Raw genomic sequence first — 16,333 nt, 5'->3', positions numbered from 1 at the left:
TGTCTCCCGGGAAGAGGTCTGGGGGAGGCGGCGGCTTCGGTGGCGGCGCCGGGACGCGGAGCGCGCGTGCCGGCCGGGCCGGTGACCCGGCCGTCGAGGACGGCCCGGCCGTCACCGGCCCGGGACGTGGCGCGCGGGGAGGTGCGGGTGCGGGTGCGGCGGGCGCGTCAGCGACAGACGCAGCCGGCGATCCGGACGAGGTCGACGTGCCGGCGACGCGTCAGGTCGCGGCCGTGGTCGACGGCGACCGGGCGTGACCGGTCACCTCGGGGGGCACTCACCCCGGCAGGTGACCACGGACCGTGCGTCCGGGACAACCCGGCGTCCGCGGCGCGGGAGCGGGACCGTCCTGTCCGGACAGCACGGGCCGCCCCGGCCGCCGGTTTCCGCCGGTCGGGACGCCCGCAGCGGTGCCGGTCACTCCGGCTCGACGCCGCTTGACACGGGCCCATCCGATCTTCGTACAGTTCGGGGGGCACACCATCCGGAGCGGCCGAGAGACCCGGCTCGACGACGCCGCAGCAACCCCCCGCCACGCGGGTGCGGGTGCTCCCGCCGGGAGCGATGGAGGACGCATGCTGCGGAGGCGCGACGAGCGGGACGTGGCCCGCACGGTCCTGTCCCGGCGGCGCGTCGTCGACTTCGGACTGACGCACGCGACACTGTGTCGGACGGCCGCTCGACCGCGACCACGTCCCTCCGCATCCGGGAGACCAGCATGAGCACGTCCACCCGCCCCGCCGACCCGGGCACGCAGCTGCTCGACGGCCTCGAGGCCCTCGTCCGCCGGCACCGGGCGCTCCGCGCCGACGACACCGGGCCGCTGCACGCGGAGCTGATCACCGCCGAGGTCGCCCAGCACCTCGCGGTGGCCCGCAACGCCCTGCGCCGGCGGCCGCGCGCGGTCTGACCGACCCCGGCACGACCCGGTGATCGACGGTTGTGGAGTGCAGCGTTCGCGCAGCGAGCGCTGCACTCCACAACGGGTGATCATGGCAGGTACGGCCGGGTGATCATCTCCAGGTAGTGCCCGGCCGGGTCGAGGAAGTACACCCCGCGGCCCCCGTGCTCGTGGTTGATCTCCCCGGGGCGCTCGCCGCGCGGGTCGGCCCAGTGCTCGACGCCGCCGTCGACCAGGCGCGCGTACGCCCGGTCGAACAGGTCGTCGTCGACCAGGAAGGCGTAGTGCTGGTTCTGGATCTCCGGGTACGCGTCCTCCGGCAGGTCGGCGAACTGGATCAGCACGCCGCCGTCGAGCAGCACGTTGGTGAACGGGCCCCAGGACGGGGCCTCGGCGGCCTCGAAGACGTGCCGGAAGAACGCCGCGGAGGCGGTGCGGTCCCGGGCGGCGACGATGGTGTGGTTGAACGTGCAGGGCATGGGTCTCCTCAGGGGTGCAGGACCAGTTTCCCGGTGACCTCGCGCGCGGCCAGCATCCGGAGCGCCTCGCCCGCCTCCCCCAGCGGCAGCCCGTGCGGCGCCGGCGGGTGCAGCTCGCCCCGGCCGATCCGGCCCAGCACGTCACCGGCCAGCGCCACGGCCGCGGCCGAGTCGGCGCGGGCCCAGTCGCCCCAGTCCACCCCGACGACGGTCCGGTTGCGCAGCAGCACGATGTTCGCCGGGAGCCGCGGGATCTCCCCGGACGTGAAGCCGACCACGCAGAACCGGCCGCCGGTGCCGAGCGCCCGCAGCGCCGCCTCCGCCGTCGGCCCGCCCACCGGGTCGAGCACCACGTCCGCGCCGCCGCCGGTGACCTCCCGGATCCGGTCCTTGAGCCCGTCGTAACCCAGGGTGGCCTCGGCCCCGGCGGCTCGCGCGGCCGCCCGCTTGCCCTCCGACGACGCGACGGCCAGCACCCGCGCCCCGAGCGAGCGCGCCACGTCGACCGCGGCCAGCCCGATGCCGCCTCCGGCGCCGAGCACCACCACCCACTCGCCGCGGGCGATCGTCACCCGGTGGGTGACGGCGAAGACCAGCGTCCCGTAGTTCTCCAGGGCGGTGGCCGCGGCGTCCGGATCCACCCCGGCCGGGATCTCGACCGCGGACGCGGCCGGGAGCACGACGTGCGAGGTGAAACCGCCGAACCCGGTCAGCAGCCCGGCCACCCGCACGCCCGGCGCCGGGGCCGTGACACCGTCCCCGACGGCCGCGACCCGCCCGGCGACGGCGGAGCCCGGCGCGAACGGCAGCGGCGGTCGGACCTGGTAGCGCCCGGCCGCGATGAGGCCGTCGACGAAGCTGACCCCGGCCGCGTCCACCTCGACCAGCACCTCGCCGGGCCCGGGCACGGGGTGGGGTTCCTCGACCACGTCGAGCCGTGGCGGGTCGGTGAACTCCCGGCAGACCATCCGTCGCACGTTGCTCCCTCCGTGGCTCAGCGTCCGAGCAGCTTCTTCTGCACCTTGCCCATCGGGTTGCGCGGCAGCGCGTCCACGAACACGACCTCGCGCGGGCGCTTGTGCCAGGACAGCTGGGACGCGACGTGGTCGACGAGGGCCTGGCCGTCGCCGTCGCCCACGACGAACGCGACGATCTTCTGGCCCAGGTCCGGGTCGGGCAGCCCCACGACGGCGACCTCGGAGACCGACGGGTGGTCGAGCAGCACCGCCTCGATCTCGCCCGAGCCGATCCGGTAGCCACCGGACTTGATGAGATCGGTGGACTCGCGGCCGACGATCCGGTGGAACCCGCCGGCGTCGCGGACGGCGAGGTCACCGGTGCGGAACCAGCCGTCGCCGGCCCGGCACTCGGCGTCGGCGTCGGGCCGGTTGAGGTAGCCGCTGAACAGCATCGGCCCGCGCACCTCGAGCCGGCCGACGGTCTCGCCGTCGCCGGGAACCTCCCCGGTCTCGCCGTCGCCGGCCGGCACCAGGCGGGTCTCCGCGCCCGGGACCGGCAGGCCGACCCAGCCCGCGCGCCGTTCCCCGGCCGCCCGCGCGCTCAGGGTGATCATGGTCTCGGTCATCCCGTACCGCTCGACCGGTGCCTGTCCGGTGAGCCCGGCGATCCGCTCGAACAGCGACGCCGGCAGCGGCGCGCTGCCCGACACCAGCAGCCGGGCCGATCCGAGCGCCCGCGCCGAGGTGGGGTCGTCGGCGATCCGGTTCCAGACCGTCGGCACGGCGAAGTACATGCTCGCGCCGGCCGCCGCGTACCGGGCGGGCTGCGGCTTGACCGTGTGCACCACCCGCGACCCGCGCCGCAGCGAGCCGAGCACGCCGAGGATCAGCCCGTGCACGTGGAACAGCGGCAGCCCGTGCGCGACGGTGTCGCCGGGCGTCCAGTCCCACACCTCGAACAGGGCGTCCAGGCCGGACGCGATCGCCCGCCCGGACAGCTGCGCCCCCTTCGGCGCACCGGTGGTCCCCGAGGTGTAGAGCAGCATCGCGGTCTGTTCGGGGTCGACTTCCCTCGGTGCGGCGGCGCTCGCGGCGGGGCGGACCGGCGGGAGCGCCGCGACTTCGGCCCCGTCCGGGCGGTCGCCCGCCCACGCGGTCGCGCCCGAGTCGCGCAGCACGTGCCCGCGCTCGGCGGGGCCGGCGTCCGGCGGCACCGGCACCACGGGCACCCCGGCCAGCAGGCAGCCGGTGACGGCGACGATCGTGTCGATCGACGCCGTCGCGTGCACCGCGACCGGGCCGTCGTCCGGGAGGCCGGCGGCGAACCGCCCGGCGCGCTCGACGAGGTCGGCGCGGGACAGCACGTCGTCGCCGACGGCGACGGCGCGGTCGAGGTCCTCCGCGGACGTGAGGGAGGTGAGGATCAACGTCGGTCTCCGGTTCTGGGCGGTCTCACTGGGCGGTCTCACTGGACGGCGAGTGCGGGGAGCACCAGTGTGCCGACCAGCGCGAGCGGGCCGAGCACCACCATGGACAGGCCCCAGCGGGTCAGCAGCGCGGTCATCCGCGGACGCTGGTCGGGGTCGACGGTGGTCGCGACCAGGGTCGCCCCGACCGTCGAGAACGGGGAGACGTCCACCAGGGACGAGCAGACCCCGAGCGCGCAGATCAGCGCCCAGCCCGGCACACCGCCCTGCTGCACCAGCGGGATGGCGAGCGGGACCAGGGCGGCGAGGATCCCGGTGGTCGAGGCGAACGCCGACACCAGCCCGCAGACGGCGCAGATCACCAGGGCGGCGAGCAGCGGGACGGTGAGCCGGGCGGCGAGGTCGCCGAGCAGGTCGACGGCACCGATCTCCTGCAGCACGCCGACGTAGGTGATGATCCCGCCGACGAGCAGCACCGTCGACCAGTCGATCTCCTTGAGCGCACCGCGGCCGTTCGCGGGGTCGATCAGGGTCAGCGCAGCACCGAACGCGAACGCGAGCACACCGACGTCGGGCTCGTTGCCGACGACGGCCAGCACCACCACCGCGGCGACCAGGCCGAGCATCGCGAGCACGGTGATCAGGTGGATCGGGCTGAACGGGTCGCGCCCGGCCGGCACGTCGTCGTCCTCGACGGGCGGAACGCTCCCGGCGGCGACGCGGACCCGGCGGCGGGCACCGAACAGCAGGTGGGCGGCGCCCAGCAGCACCAGGTTGGCGACGATCGCGACCGCGAACAGCGTGAGCGGGTTCAGCGGGACCCCGGCCGACGCGGCGGTGCCCCAGGTGACGATCCCGAACAGCGACGTCGGCGCGAAGCCGCCCGCGGACAACCCGGTCCCGATCGCGAGGCCCATGAGCATCGGGTCGATCCCGCGCCGGTGCGCCACGGACATCCCGATCGGGGCCATCACCAGGCCGCCCAGCGGGGAGCCCATCGCCGAGATCACGCCGGTGAGCGCGAAGAAGGTCAGCGGCAGCGCCCCGGTGCGGTCCCCGGTGAGCAGCAGCGCACGGTCGACGAGGCGCCCGATCGTGCCGTTGGCCTTGGCGATCCCGAAGAAGTACGTGACGCCGACCAGCAGGATCAGGATGTCGATCGGGAACCCGGCGACGATGTCGTCGAGGGCGAGCCCGGCCACCAGCAGCCCGATCCCGGACGCGGCCGCGAACATCACGATGCCGATGTGCGACCGCCGGACCTCGGCGATCACGAACACCGCCGCGAACACCACCAGCGCGATGGTCTGGACCGCCACGTGCGTACCCCCGTTGGTCGCTACCTTGTCGAATCGGTCCACACAATGGCACAGTGGTTCATTCCATGGACCGACGCGGATGTTAGGTCACCCGTACGTGAGGGGTCAAGCACATGGCGGCGACGAACAGCGTGGTCTCGGCGATCCGGGTGCTGGAGGCCGTGGGGGAGCGGCAGCCGATCGGGCTGTCCGAGCTCGCCCGGGCCGTCGGGCTGCCGAAGAGCACCGTGCAGCGGACCCTGCTGACGCTGGCCGAGGTCGGCTGGTGCCGGGTGGACGAGGTGTCGCGGTGGCGGCTGACCTACCGCGCGTTCGCGGTCGGCAACCAGGCGCGCGACGCCGGTGAGCTGCGCGGGCGCGCGCTGCCGGTGCTGCACGAGCTGCAGCTCGCCACGGGGGAGACGATCCACCTCGCGGCCCCGGACGGCCGCGAGCTGGTGCTGATCGAGCGGCTCGACACCGCGCACAGCCTGCGCGCGTTCCTGCCGCTCGGGCACCGGATCCCGCTCAACGCCTCGGCCACCGGCCAGGCCTACCTGGCGGCCTGTCCCGCCCCCGTGGTCGACGCCTACCTGGCCGGCGGGTCCCTCGAGGAGCGCACCCGGTGGACGGTCACCGATCCGGACGCGTTGCGGGCGCGGCTCGCCGAGGTCCGGGCCCGCGGCTGGTCGGTCAACCCGGAAGGGCTCAGCGACGGCATCGCCGCGGTCGGCGCGGCGATCCTCGGCGCCGACGCCCGTCCGGTCGGGGCCCTGTCGGTGTCCGGCCCGACCGTGCGGATGACCGAGGCCGTGTTCGACGACCACGGGCGGGCCGCCGCGGATGCGGCCCGCCGGATCTCCCGGGAGCTCGGCGCCCCGGTGTGAACGCGGGTGTGAACGAGGCGGAGCCCGCCACCCCTGCGCGGGGCGACGGGCTCCGTCCGTGGTGGTGGCGCGTCAGCTCGCCAGCATGCCCCGCAGGACGTACTGGAGGATGCCGCCGTTGCGGTAGTAGTCCGCCTCACCGGGGGTGTCGATGCGGACCGTCGCGTCGAACTGCACGGTCTCGCCGGACTCCTTGGTGGCCGTCACCTGCACCGTCCGCGGGGTGGCCCCGTCGTTCAGCGCGGTGATGCCGGCGATGTCGAAGGTCTCGGTGCCGTCGAGGCCCAGGGACCGCGCCGACTCGCCCTCCGGGAACTGCAGCGGCATGACGCCCATGCCGATGAGGTTCGAGCGGTGGATCCGCTCGAAGGACTCCACGATGACGGCCTTGACGCCCAGCAGCGCGGTGCCCTTGGCCGCCCAGTCGCGCGACGACCCGGAGCCGTACTCCTTGCCGCCCAGCACGACCAGCGGGGTGTTCTGCGCGGCGTAGTTCTGCGCGGCGTCGTAGATGAACGCCTGCGGGCCGCCCTCCTGGGTGAAGTCGCGGGTGTAGCCGCCCGAGACGTCGTCCAGCAGCAGGTTGCGCAGCCGGATGTTCGCGAACGTGCCGCGGATCATCACCTCGTGGTTGCCGCGCCGCGAGCCGAAGGAGTTGTAGTCCTTCTTCTCGACGCCGTTCTCGTCGAGGTACTGCGCGGCGGGGGTGCCCGGCTTGATCGCGCCGGCCGGCGAGATGTGGTCGGTGGTGACCGAGTCGCCGAGCAGGGCGAGCACCCGGGCCCCGGAGATGTCGCCGACCGGCGCCGGCTCGGCGGCCATGCCCTCGAAGTACGGGGGCTTGCGGACGTAGGTCGACTGCGGGTCCCACTCGAAGTTCTGGCCCTCGGGGGTGGGCAGCGAGCGCCACCGCTCGTCCCCGCGGAACACGTCGGCGTAGTTCTTGGTGAACATCGCCGAGTCGATGGCCGAGTCGACGACCGCGTTGATGTCCTCGGTGGAGGGCCAGATGTCGCGCAGGAAGACGTCGTTCCCGTCCTGGTCCTGGCCCAGGGGCTGGGTCTCGAAGTCGAAGTCCATCGTGCCGGCCAGCGCGTAGGCGATGACCAGCGGCGGGGACGCCAGGTAGTTCATCTTGACGTCCGGGTTGATCCGGCCCTCGAAGTTCCGGTTGCCGGACAGCACCGAGACGACGGTCAGGTCGTGCTCGTTGACCGCCTGCGAGACCTCCTCCGGCAGCGGGCCGGAGTTGCCGATGCAGGTGGTGCAGCCGTAGCCGACCAGGTTGTAGCCGAGCTTGTCCAGGTACGGCCAGAGGCCGGCCTTCTCGTAGTAGTCGGTGACGACCTGCGAGCCGGGGGCCATCGAGGTCTTGACCCACGGCTTGACGGTGAGCCCCTTCTCCACGGCGTTGCGGGCCAGCAGGGCCGCCCCGAGCATCACGCTCGGGTTGGACGTGTTGGTGCAGGAGGTGATCGAGGCGATCGCCACCGCGCCGTGGTCCAGGACGAACTCGCCGCGGGTCTCCGAGCGCACGGTGACCGGCTTGGACGGGCGGCCCTCGCCGCCGTTCGCGGCCGAGTGCACCACCGGCGCGGCGTCGTCGTCGGCGAACGACAGCGCCGGCGCGTCGCTGGCCGGGAAGGACTCGTCGCTGGACTCGTCGACGCCCTTGAGCTGCGGGGACTCCGGGACGTCGTCGTCGGTGTAGTCGTGCACCGACTTGCGGAACGACGACTTGGCGTCGGACAGCGCGATCCGGTCCTGCGGGCGCTTCGGGCCGGCGATCGACGGCTCGACGGTCGACAGGTCGAGCTCGAGGGTCTGCGAGTAGACCGGCTCGCGGTCCGGGTCGTGCCAGAGGCCCTGCTCCTTGCAGTACGCCTCGACCAGCGCGATCTGCTCCTCGGACCGGCCGGTGAGGCGCAGGTAGCGCACGGTCTCCTCGTCGATCGGGAAGATCGCCGCGGTGGAGCCGAACTCGGGGCTCATGTTGCCGATGGTCGCGCGGTTGGCCAGCGGCACCGAGCCGACGCCCGCGCCGTAGAACTCGACGAACTTCCCGACGACGCCCTCGCGGCGCAGCATCTCGGTGATCGTCAGCACGACGTCGGTGGCGGTCACACCGGTCGGGATCTCGCCGGTCAGCTTGAAGCCCAGCACCTTCGGGATGAGCATCGACACCGGCTGGCCGAGCATCGCGGCCTCGGCCTCGATGCCGCCGACGCCCCAGCCGAGCACGCCCAGGCCGTTGACCATCGTGGTGTGCGAGTCGGTGCCGACGAGGGTGTCCGGGTAGGCCTGCCCGTTGCGGGGCATGACCACGCGGGCCAGGTTCTCGATGTTGACCTGGTGCACGATGCCGGTGCCGGGCGGGACGACCTTGAACTCGTCGAAGGCGCCCTGGCCCCAGCGCAGGAACTGGTAGCGCTCCTTGTTGCGGCCGTACTCGAACTCGATGTTGCGCTCGAAGGCGTCCGCCGAGCCGAAGAAGTCGATCATCACCGAGTGGTCGATGACCAGCTCGGCCGGCGCGAGCGGGTTGACCTTGGACGGGTCGCCGCCCATCTCGGTCACGGCCTCGCGCATCGTCGCCAGGTCGACCACGCAGGGCACGCCGGTGAAGTCCTGCATGATCACCCGGGCGGGGGTGAACTGGATCTCGGTGTCCGGCTCGGCCTGCGGGTCCCAGTTCGCCAGGGCGTTGATGTGGTCCGCGGTGACGTTGGCGCCGTCCTCGGTGCGGAGCAGGTTCTCGAGCAGGACCTTCAGGCTGAAGGGCAGCCGCTCCGAGCCCTCCACCGCGGAGAGCCGGAAGATCTCGTAACCGGTGCCTCCGACGTCGAGCTGTCCTCGGGCGCCGAAGCTGTCGGTGCTGGCCACTTGATGGTCCTCCCGTGGTGGTGGGCGTGTGTCTCGTCCGGGTCGGTGAGCGCTCGCCGTTCGGGTGGGCTCACCGGCGTCTCTCGGGAGTCTTGCGCACCGCTCCGTCCGCGGCAGCGTGGACCCTCGCGCCCAAATAGTACGCCTGTCCTATAAGTCGCGCGAGGTGGGTGTGGTGCCGGTCGCGTCGCCCGAGCGGCGGACCTCGGGGTGCGTCCGGTGTGTCGCACGGTGCGGACGTGACGGGAGTGGCAAGCTGCGCGAGACCCCCGCTCGCCGTTCCGCTCCCCGGGAGGCCCACGAGTGACGTCCAGGCGCGTGCCGACGGCGATCGGCGTGCTGGCGGTCCTGGGGGCCGTGCTGCTCGCCACGCCTGCCGTGGGCGCCGCCGCCGTCGCGCCGGCGGCCGGTACCGCGCCGGCCCAGCCCGCGCCGCCCCCGCCGCCGAACCCCGGCGACGACGAGCTCGACCAGAGCCGCCGGACCGTGCAGGAACGCGCCGGCGAGGTCGGCCGGCTCACCGGCCGGCTCGCGGAGCTGGACGCCGAGGTCGAAAAGCTGCAGTTCGCCGTCGCGGCCCGCAACGAGGAGGCCCTCGCGGCCCGCGACACCGCGGACGCGGCCGGGCGGGAGGCGGACGCGGCCGCGGCCCGGGCGTTCTCCGCGCGGCAGGCCACCGAGGAGGCCGGCCGCGCCGTCGACGAGGCCCGGACCCGGCTCGACGCGTTCGTCGGCGACGTCTACACGCACGGCCTCGACCTCGGCCCGCTCGGGCTGCTGTCCCGGGCGACCGACCCGCAGGACCTCGTCGACCGGGCCCGGCTGACCGACGCGTTGAGCGAGGACCAGGCCGCGGTGCTGGAACGGCTGCAGCAGGCGCGGATCGCGCAGGCCAACGCGGACTCGCTGGCCCGGGCCGCGCAGGAGGAGGCCGACCGGCGCCGGGAGGCCGCCGAGCAGGCCTCGGCCGCCGCGGAGCGCGAGCTGGACGCCGCCGCGGCCGCGGCGGACGCGCAGCAGGCCCGGCTGGACGCCGTCCGGGCCGAGCGGGCGCAGGTCCAGGGCCGGCTGGACGCGGCGGAGAACGCCGACGCCGGGCTGCGGGCCCAGCGCCAGCGGTTCGAGGCCTGGCGTGCCGAGCAGGAGCGCCTGCGCGCCGCGGCCGAGGAGCGGGCCCGCGCGGAGGCCCGCGCCCGGGTGCAGCGCGAGGAGCGGTCGCGCGCCCGGGAGAGCCAGCAGGACGGGCCGTCGCCGGCGCCGGCGCCCCGCCGGTCCGGCTCGGCCGCGATCGAGACCGTGATCGACCGCGCGACGGCCCAGCTCGGCGTCATCTACGCGTGGGGCGGCGGGAACTCCCGCGGCCCGACCCGGGGGATCCGGGACGGCGGGGTCGCCGACGAGCACGGTGACTACCGCAAGGTCGGCTTCGACTGCTCCGGGCTGATGCAGTACGCGTTCGCCGGGGTCGGCGTGGACCTGCCCCGCTACAGCGGCAACCAGGCGAACTCCGGTGAGCTCGTGCCGATCGACGAGATGCGCCGCGGCGACATGCTGTCCTGGGCCGAGGACGGCCGGACCCACCACATCGCCATGTACCTGGGCGACGGGATGATGATCGAGGCGCCGTACTCCGGGGCGCGGGTGCGGATCACCCCGGTGCGCTACGACGGCCTGAACAAGGTCACCCGGATGTTCTGAGCCGCACGGCGTCGGCCTCGGCCGCGAGCTCGTCGAGCACCAGCCGCACGGCCGGGCGCTCGGCTGCCTCCGGGCGGGCGACGGCGTGCACCAGCCGGGCCGCGTGCACGCCGGCCAGCGGGCGCAGCGCGAGGCGTGTGCCGTCACGGTGGTCGGTGGAGTAGCGGGGGAGCAGGGCGACGCCGTGGCCGTCGGCGACGAGCTCCTCGGTGACCGAGAAGTCGTTGATCCGCTGGACGACCCGCGGTGTCGTGCCGGTGACCAGCGCGAGGGAGTTCAGCACGTCGTCGACCGGCCACCCGACCCCGACCGAGATCCAGTCCTCGTCGACCAGGTCGGTCAGGCGCAGCGCCGTGCGGGTGGCCAGCGGGTGCGCGGGCGGGAGGACCACGTCGAGCGGCTCGCGCAGCAGCGGGTGCACCCGCAGCCGTCCGCCGCCGAACGGGTCGAGCCGCTCGTCGTGGTGGGTGACGACGACGTCGGCCTCCGCCGCGGCCACCGGCACCTCGTCGGGGCGCAGGTCCAGATCCCGGCAGGACAGGACCAGGCCGTCGTGCCGGCCGGCGCGGCGCAGCAGGCCGGGCAGCAGCAGCCGCGCCGCGGACGGGAACAGCACCACCCGGACAGTCCCGAGTGGCTGATCGCGCAGCCCGGTGACGGTCTCCTCCAGCCGGCCCAGCGCGGCGAGGACCTCCTCCGCCCCGGCGACGACGGCGGCGCCTGCCTCGGTCAGCCGCAGCCCGCGGCCGTCCGGGACGGTCAGGGCGATGCCCGCCTCCCGGGACAGCGCCTTGAGCTGCTGGGACACCGCCGACGGCGTGTAGTTGAGTGCCGCGGCGACGGCGGTGACCGAGCCGCGGTCGGCGAGCTCGCGCAGGATCCGCAGGCGGCGCACATCCATGTAGGAACGCTACAACATCGTTTCAGTTCATGTCGCTGGACTGCAGTGTCCGCGGTGCGACAGGGTCGGTGCCGTGACCGTCCGGGACCGCCTGCTCGCCGTCGTCGTCGCCGTGCTGTGGGGCGCGAACTTCATCGCGATCCACGTCGGACTCGAGTACTTCCCGCCGGTGTTCCTCGCCGGCCTGCGGATGCTCGTGCTCGCGGTTCCGGCGGTGCTGCTCGTGCCGCGCCCGCGGGTGCCGCTGCGCTGGCTGGTCGGCTACGGCCTCGGGTTCGGGACGCTGCAGTTCCTGTTTCTGTTCCTCGCCATGTACGCGGGGATGCCGGCCGGGCTGGCGTCGCTGGTGCTGCAGGCGTCCGGCCCGTTCACCCTCGTGCTGGGCGCGATCCTGCTGCGGGAGGAGGTGACCCGCCGGCAGTGGGCGGGCATCGGGGTCGCGGTGGCCGGGCTCGCCACGATCGCGCTGGCCCGGGCCCAGAGCGCGGCGCTGCTGCCCGTGGTGCTCACCCTGCTCGGCGCGCTCGGGTGGGCGGCGGGCAACCTGTGCAACCGGCTCGCCCAGCGTGGAGCGCAGGCGGAACGCGCGTCGGCCCAGCGTGGAGCGCAGGCGGAACGCGCATCCGCACAGTGGGACGGGGCGACGGTGAACCCGCTGCACCTGACGATGTGGATGACGGTCGTGCCGCCGGTGCCGCTGCTGGCCGCCTCCGCCGTGGTCGAGGGTCCGGGGGCCGGGTGGGCGGCCGTCGGGGCGATGGTCACCTGGGACGGCCTGCCGGGGCTGGGGGCGCTCGTCTACCTCTCGGTGGTGGCCACGGTCCTCGCCGCGGGCATCTGGACGGGGCTGATGCGCCGCTACCCGGCGGGGCTGGTCGCGCCGCACTCGCTGCTCGTGCCGGTCGTGGGGATGACGCTGGCGATGGTGCTGCTGGGGGAGCGGCCCTCGGTCGTCGAGCTGCTCGCGGGGGCGGTCGTGGTGGGCGGGGTGCTCGCGGCGTCGGCGCCGTCGCGGCGCCGGGCGCCGGCCGAACCGGCCGCGACCGTCGGGTGATGCGGTGACCGGGGGCGCAACCCGGGCGCACCGGTCCGCGTCCGGAACGTCCGTGTCCGGCACACCCCCGCCGAGATGCAGCCCACGGTCCGGCGGAGATCGACGATTCGCGCCGGGGGCTACATGTCGGCGGGATTCGGCGGACCTGGCGCCTCCGGGGCCGGCCGGCCGCGGAAATCGGGATGATGCGCTGCGCCCGCGTCGTTACCGTGAGCGCCATGGCACGAGGCATCTGGTCCCAGAAGGTCCGCTCCGCCCGCTGACGGCGGCGCCTTCGCATCGACTTCACGCGCTCGCCGTTCCGGTTCCCGCCGGGCGGCCGTGTCCTGCTGCCCGGCTCCACTGCGAGCTGCGGAGCATCCCCGTGAACCTCACCCCCGAATCCACGCTTGCCGGCACCGCCGGCGCACCGGCCGGCACCGCCCACATCCGGGCCGAGGACGTCACCGTCGTCCGCGGGGACCGCCGGGTCCTCGACGGCGTCACGGTCACCGTGTCCAACCGGTCGCGGATCGCCGTCGTCGGCGAGAACGGCCGCGGTAAGACGACCCTGCTGCACGTGCTCGCCGGCCTCCTCGCACCGGACGGCGGCACCGTGCACCGGGCCGGCACGATCGGGCTCGCCCGCCAGGAGATGTCCGCCCGCGACGGCGAGACCGTCGGCACCGTCACCGGGCAGGCGCTGGCCGCCGGCCTCGCCGCGCTGGCTGCGCTCGACTCGGCCACCCACGCCCTGACCAGGGGCGACACCGGCGCGGACGACCGCTATGCGGCCGCGCTGGACACCGCCACCCGGCTCGAGGCGTGGGACGCCGAACGCCGGGTCGACGTCGCCCTGGAGGCGCTGGGTGCCTGCACCGACCGGGACCGGCCGCTCGCGACCCTCTCGGTGGGGCAGCGCTACCGGGTCCGGCTGGCGTGCCTGCTCGGTGCCCGGCACGACGTCCTGCTGCTCGACGAGCCGACCAACCACCTCGACGCGGGCGGGCTCGACTTCCTCACCCGCGCGCTGCGGGAACACCCCGGCGGGCTCGCCGTCGTCAGCCACGACCGGGCCCTGCTGCGGGACGTGGCCGAGCGGTTCCTCGACCTCGACCCGACCCGGGACGGCAGGCCCCGCCTGTACGCGGGCGGCTACGACGCCTGGCAGGACGCCCGGCGCGGCGAGCGGGAGCGGTGGGAGCAGGACCACGCCGCCCAGCAGGCCGAGCACCGGCGCCTGCAGGACGCCGTGACCCGGGCCCGGGACCGGCTCTCCACCGGATGGCGCCCGGACAAGGGCACCGGCAGGCACCAGCGCCAGTCCCGGGCACCCGGTGTCGTGCAGGCACTGCACCGGCAGCGCGGCGCGCTCGAGGCGCACCGGGTCGACGTCCCGGAGCCGCCGCCGTCGCTGCGGTGGCCCGAACCGGGCGTCCGGGCCGGGGCGCCGCAGCTGCGGGCGCACGGCGTCGCCGTCGCCGGGCGGCTGGCCGGGCCGGTCGACCTCGTCCTGGACGGCGGTGACCGGGTGCTCGTCACCGGTCCGAACGGGTCCGGGAAGTCGACGTTGCTCGCCGTGCTGGCCGGGGACCTCGCACCCACCCGGGGGCACGTCCGCCGGGCACCCGGGGCCCGGATCGTGCGGGTCACCCAGGAGACCGCGGATCACGATCCCGGGCTCACCGCGCTCGAGGTGCACGCCCGCCACGTGGGCCGGCTGGTCGCCCGCGGGGATCTCCGCGACGCCGACGCGGTCCCGCCGGGATCGCTCGGCCTGCTCGACACGGCCGCGCTGCGCACCCCGGTCGGCCGGCTGTCCCAGGGCCAGCAACGCCGGCTCGACCTCGCACTGGCGCTGGCCGGGCGGCCGGGCACGCTGCTGCTCGACGAGCCGACGAACCACCTGTCACCGGCCCTGGTCGACGAGCTGACCGGGGCGATCCGGGTGACCGGTGCCGCGGTCGTCGTCGCCACCCACGACAGGCAGCTGCTGCGGGACCTGGCCGGCTGGCCGCGGCGGGAGCTCGGCGGCCGCTCGGGGCCGGCCGGCCCGCCGGGCCGATGACCGGTCGGCCGGTGCCCTGGGACGGCGTGCGACCGGTGGCTCGCGGTGCCGGGGAAGGCGGTCACCGTCGGGTCACGCAGCCGACCGGGTCCTGGTCCCCGGCGGTGTCCGGGGCAGGGATGCCCGGTCCGGCCCAGGAGGAGACGGGGGGTGGCGGCTCGGGCGCGTCCGGCAGCGGGGGGACGGCGGTGTCGTGCCCTGCCCACATCAGGGCGTGCTCCACCCCGATGAGGAAGTGCCGTCGTCGCGGCCGGCCGGCCCGGATGAGGTCGTCGGCGTCGGCCAGCTCGGCAGCCACGGCCGGCGCGGTGACGGGCCCGGTACGGCTGCTCCCGGACAGCGGGGCCGGGCGACCGTCGGCCAGCCAGCTCAGCGCCGCGGCGGCGCCGCGGTAGAACTCGGCGGTCGGTCCGGCACCGTCCCAGCGGTGCAGCGCGTCGAGCTGGGCGACCAGCTCGCGGCGGTCGCGCAGCCGGGGCGCGTCCGCAACGGAACTCACGTCCGGTGCCGACCGGGTCACGCCGGTGCTCCGTCGGCCGCAGGTCTCGCGGCCCCCGCCGCGCGGCTACCGGGCACCGGGGCGGCCCGGTCACGGCGGTGGCGGCCGCGCCGGTCCTGACGCGCGACGCCACAGCGAACCGTCGGCCGGTCGTCGACCGGTGGGGCCGCCTCGGGTGCCGGCGTGGCGGCACCCGCCCCGGCCCGGGCCGGGTCCGGTCGTGGGGCCGGCCGCAGGCCCCGCACCTGCAGCATCCCGCGCCGGGCGCCGAGCCGTCGTTGCGCGCGCCCGAGCAGCGCCAGCAGGCCGGCGTCGTAGTCGTGGACCTCGTGGGCCTCGATCGTGAGGAACCGGGTGGGGCCGGCGAGGAAGTCGTCGATGTGGTGGCCCACGCGGACGACCGCACCGGCGTCGAGATCACCCCGGAGCAGGAGGACACCCTCGCCCGGGTCGTCGAGGAACGAGCCGATGAAACAGGGGTTCTCCATACCCGCCCGGCCTTTCCCGTGCACACCAACAGGAGTGGGTCACCGGGGTCTGGAGTGACGCGCCGCCAGATTAGATGATCCAGATCACTCCGTCGACCCGTGATCGCCGGCGCTACCGGTGCGGTCCGGGGCGAACCGCAGGCGGTGCGCGACGACGTCGGCGGCGGCCTCGGTCAGGGGCCGGCCGGCGGCCAGCGCATGGGCACGCAGCAGGACCAGGGCGTCATCGACCCCGGTGCCGAGCTGGGCGGCGATGACGCCGCTGGCCTGGAAGACCTCGTCCTGGCCGGCGCCGAAGGGCGCGACCGGCCGGTCGGTGGGCACGCCGGCCCGCAGATCGAGCAGGGCCCACAGCCCCGACTCGGCGAACCCCAGCCCGTCGCGGATCTGGGCCGGGGTCAGCGGCCCGGGGCGCTGCCGGCACAGCAGGAGCGTGCCGCAGCAGACGGCCCCGGCCAGGACCGGGAAGGCGAAGACCGCTCGCGTCCCCCGCTCGACGGCCGCCGCGGCGAAACCGGGCCAGCGCGCCTGCTCCACCGCCGCGGCCAGGTCGGGCCCGTGCGCGGGCCGGTGGGTCGTGCTGGCGTCCCAGCACGGGCCGGTACCGGTGACCTGCTGCAGGTCCGCGATCCGGAGGGTGGCGGGGCCGGTCGCGGCGAGGTGGACCCGTTCGTCCCGGCTGCCGATCGCGGTCAGGCCGGCTCCGTCTACCCCGAGCGTGGCGACGCAGCCGCGAACGACCTGCTGGAGCGACTGTCGAGAGTCTGGTGGCACGGACGACCCCTCGATTGCCGGAGGGCGATACCGACACG

Annotated in this window: 15 protein-coding genes; 5 read left to right on the top strand and 10 right to left on the bottom strand. The window is 75.0% G+C overall.

The annotated features are described in order from the left end of the window. Nucleotides 1-167: 167 nt before the first annotated feature. On the bottom strand, nt 168-452 hold the full coding sequence (locus H7X46_RS30695) for a putative leader peptide (protein ID WP_370588770.1): 285 nt from the start codon (nt 450-452) through the stop codon (nt 168-170). A 266-nt stretch (nt 453-718) separates the two neighbouring features. Here H7X46_RS30695 and H7X46_RS14455 point away from each other — a divergent pair, with 266 nt between their 5' ends. Continuing rightward, nucleotides 719-910 (top strand): hypothetical protein, encoded by a 192-nt coding sequence (locus H7X46_RS14455; protein WP_186359896.1) that lies wholly within the window; start codon nt 719-721, stop codon nt 908-910. An 80-nt stretch (nt 911-990) separates the two neighbouring features. Here H7X46_RS14455 and H7X46_RS14450 read toward each other — a convergent pair whose 3' ends face one another. The 4 genes from H7X46_RS14450 to H7X46_RS14435 are packed head-to-tail and all read right to left on the bottom strand — an operon-like array spanning nt 991 to nt 5,085. Further along, on the bottom strand, nt 991-1,380 hold the full coding sequence (locus H7X46_RS14450; RefSeq protein ID WP_186359895.1) for a VOC family protein: 390 nt from the start codon (nt 1,378-1,380) through the stop codon (nt 991-993). A gap of 8 nt (nt 1,381-1,388) precedes the next feature. After that, nucleotides 1,389-2,348 (bottom strand): NADPH:quinone oxidoreductase family protein, encoded by a 960-nt coding sequence (locus H7X46_RS14445; protein ID WP_186362670.1) that lies wholly within the window; start codon nt 2,346-2,348, stop codon nt 1,389-1,391. Between the two features lie 26 nt (nt 2,349-2,374). Further along, nucleotides 2,375-3,766 (bottom strand): acyl-CoA synthetase, encoded by a 1,392-nt coding sequence (locus H7X46_RS14440; protein WP_186359894.1) that lies wholly within the window; start codon nt 3,764-3,766, stop codon nt 2,375-2,377. A gap of 38 nt (nt 3,767-3,804) precedes the next feature. Continuing rightward, nucleotides 3,805-5,085, bottom strand: coding sequence for an SLC13 family permease (locus H7X46_RS14435; RefSeq protein WP_186359893.1), 1,281 nt, complete (start codon nt 5,083-5,085; stop codon nt 3,805-3,807). 113 nt (nt 5,086-5,198) lie between these two features. Between H7X46_RS14435 and H7X46_RS14430 the strand changes: the two genes are divergently transcribed. After that, the gene (locus H7X46_RS14430) at nt 5,199-5,951 is read left to right on the top strand and encodes an IclR family transcriptional regulator (RefSeq protein ID WP_186359892.1); all 753 of its coding nucleotides are present in this window, start codon (nt 5,199-5,201) and stop codon (nt 5,949-5,951) included. A gap of 72 nt (nt 5,952-6,023) precedes the next feature. Here H7X46_RS14430 and H7X46_RS14425 read toward each other — a convergent pair whose 3' ends face one another. Continuing rightward, nucleotides 6,024-8,834, bottom strand: a complete 2,811-nt coding sequence (locus H7X46_RS14425) for an aconitate hydratase (RefSeq protein ID WP_186359891.1) — start codon at nt 8,832-8,834, stop codon at nt 6,024-6,026. Between the two features lie 303 nt (nt 8,835-9,137). On the opposite strand from H7X46_RS14425, the gene H7X46_RS30690 reads away from it, so the two are divergent. Then, on the top strand, nt 9,138-10,532 hold the full coding sequence (locus tag H7X46_RS30690; RefSeq protein WP_186359890.1) for an NlpC/P60 family protein: 1,395 nt from the start codon (nt 9,138-9,140) through the stop codon (nt 10,530-10,532). Here the strand turns inward: H7X46_RS30690 and H7X46_RS14415 are convergent. Beyond that, on the bottom strand, nt 10,516-11,433 hold the full coding sequence (locus tag H7X46_RS14415) for a LysR family transcriptional regulator (RefSeq protein WP_186359889.1): 918 nt from the start codon (nt 11,431-11,433) through the stop codon (nt 10,516-10,518). The genes H7X46_RS30690 and H7X46_RS14415 overlap by 17 nt on opposite strands. Before the next feature lie 73 nt (nt 11,434-11,506). Between H7X46_RS14415 and H7X46_RS14410 the strand changes: the two genes are divergently transcribed. Both H7X46_RS14410 and H7X46_RS14405 read left to right on the top strand, forming a co-directional pair. Further along, a complete protein-coding gene (locus H7X46_RS14410; RefSeq protein WP_186359888.1) occupies nt 11,507-12,487 on the top strand; it encodes an EamA family transporter in 981 nt (326 codons plus the stop codon). A gap of 364 nt (nt 12,488-12,851) precedes the next feature. Beyond that, nucleotides 12,852-14,534, top strand: a complete 1,683-nt coding sequence (locus H7X46_RS14405; protein ID WP_370588769.1) for an ABC-F family ATP-binding cassette domain-containing protein — start codon at nt 12,852-12,854, stop codon at nt 14,532-14,534. 61 nt (nt 14,535-14,595) lie between these two features. Here the strand turns inward: H7X46_RS14405 and H7X46_RS14400 are convergent, their stop codons facing one another. The 3 genes from H7X46_RS14400 to H7X46_RS14390 form a co-directional block, all read right to left on the bottom strand. Next, nucleotides 14,596-15,033 carry a hypothetical protein gene (locus H7X46_RS14400; protein WP_186359887.1) on the bottom strand — a complete coding sequence of 146 codons (438 nt, stop codon included), beginning with the start codon at nt 15,031-15,033 and terminating at the stop codon, nt 14,596-14,598. Between the two features lie 17 nt (nt 15,034-15,050). Next, a complete protein-coding gene (locus tag H7X46_RS14395; RefSeq protein ID WP_186359886.1) occupies nt 15,051-15,521 on the bottom strand; it encodes a hypothetical protein in 471 nt (156 codons plus the stop codon). 84 nt (nt 15,522-15,605) lie between these two features. Next, nucleotides 15,606-16,295 carry an ANTAR domain-containing protein gene (locus tag H7X46_RS14390; protein WP_186359885.1) on the bottom strand — a complete coding sequence of 230 codons (690 nt, stop codon included), beginning with the start codon at nt 16,293-16,295 and terminating at the stop codon, nt 15,606-15,608. Nucleotides 16,296-16,333 lie beyond the last annotated feature (38 nt).

This window comes from Pseudonocardia sp. C8, from assembly GCF_014267175.1.
Lineage (GTDB): Bacteria > Actinomycetota > Actinomycetes > Mycobacteriales > Pseudonocardiaceae > Pseudonocardia.
This window is presented reverse-complemented; position numbering and strand designations above follow the sequence as displayed.

What these genes read in the sequence shown, in the direction of transcription:
- H7X46_RS30695 (WP_370588770.1), bottom strand. Translation starts at nt 452, where the DNA reads ATGGGCCCGTGTCAAGCGGCGTCGAGCCGGAGTGACCGGCACCGCTGC.
- H7X46_RS14455 (WP_186359896.1), top strand. Translation starts at nt 719, where the DNA reads ATGAGCACGTCCACCCGCCCCGCCGACCCGGGCACGCAGCTGCTCGAC.
- H7X46_RS14450 (WP_186359895.1), bottom strand. Translation starts at nt 1,380, where the DNA reads ATGCCCTGCACGTTCAACCACACCATCGTCGCCGCCCGGGACCGCACC.
- H7X46_RS14445 (WP_186362670.1), bottom strand. Translation starts at nt 2,348, where the DNA reads ATGGTCTGCCGGGAGTTCACCGACCCGCCACGGCTCGACGTGGTCGAG.
- H7X46_RS14430 (WP_186359892.1), top strand. Translation starts at nt 5,199, where the DNA reads ATGGCGGCGACGAACAGCGTGGTCTCGGCGATCCGGGTGCTGGAGGCC.
- H7X46_RS14415 (WP_186359889.1), bottom strand. Translation starts at nt 11,433, where the DNA reads ATGGATGTGCGCCGCCTGCGGATCCTGCGCGAGCTCGCCGACCGCGGC.
- H7X46_RS14395 (WP_186359886.1), bottom strand. Translation starts at nt 15,521, where the DNA reads ATGGAGAACCCCTGTTTCATCGGCTCGTTCCTCGACGACCCGGGCGAG.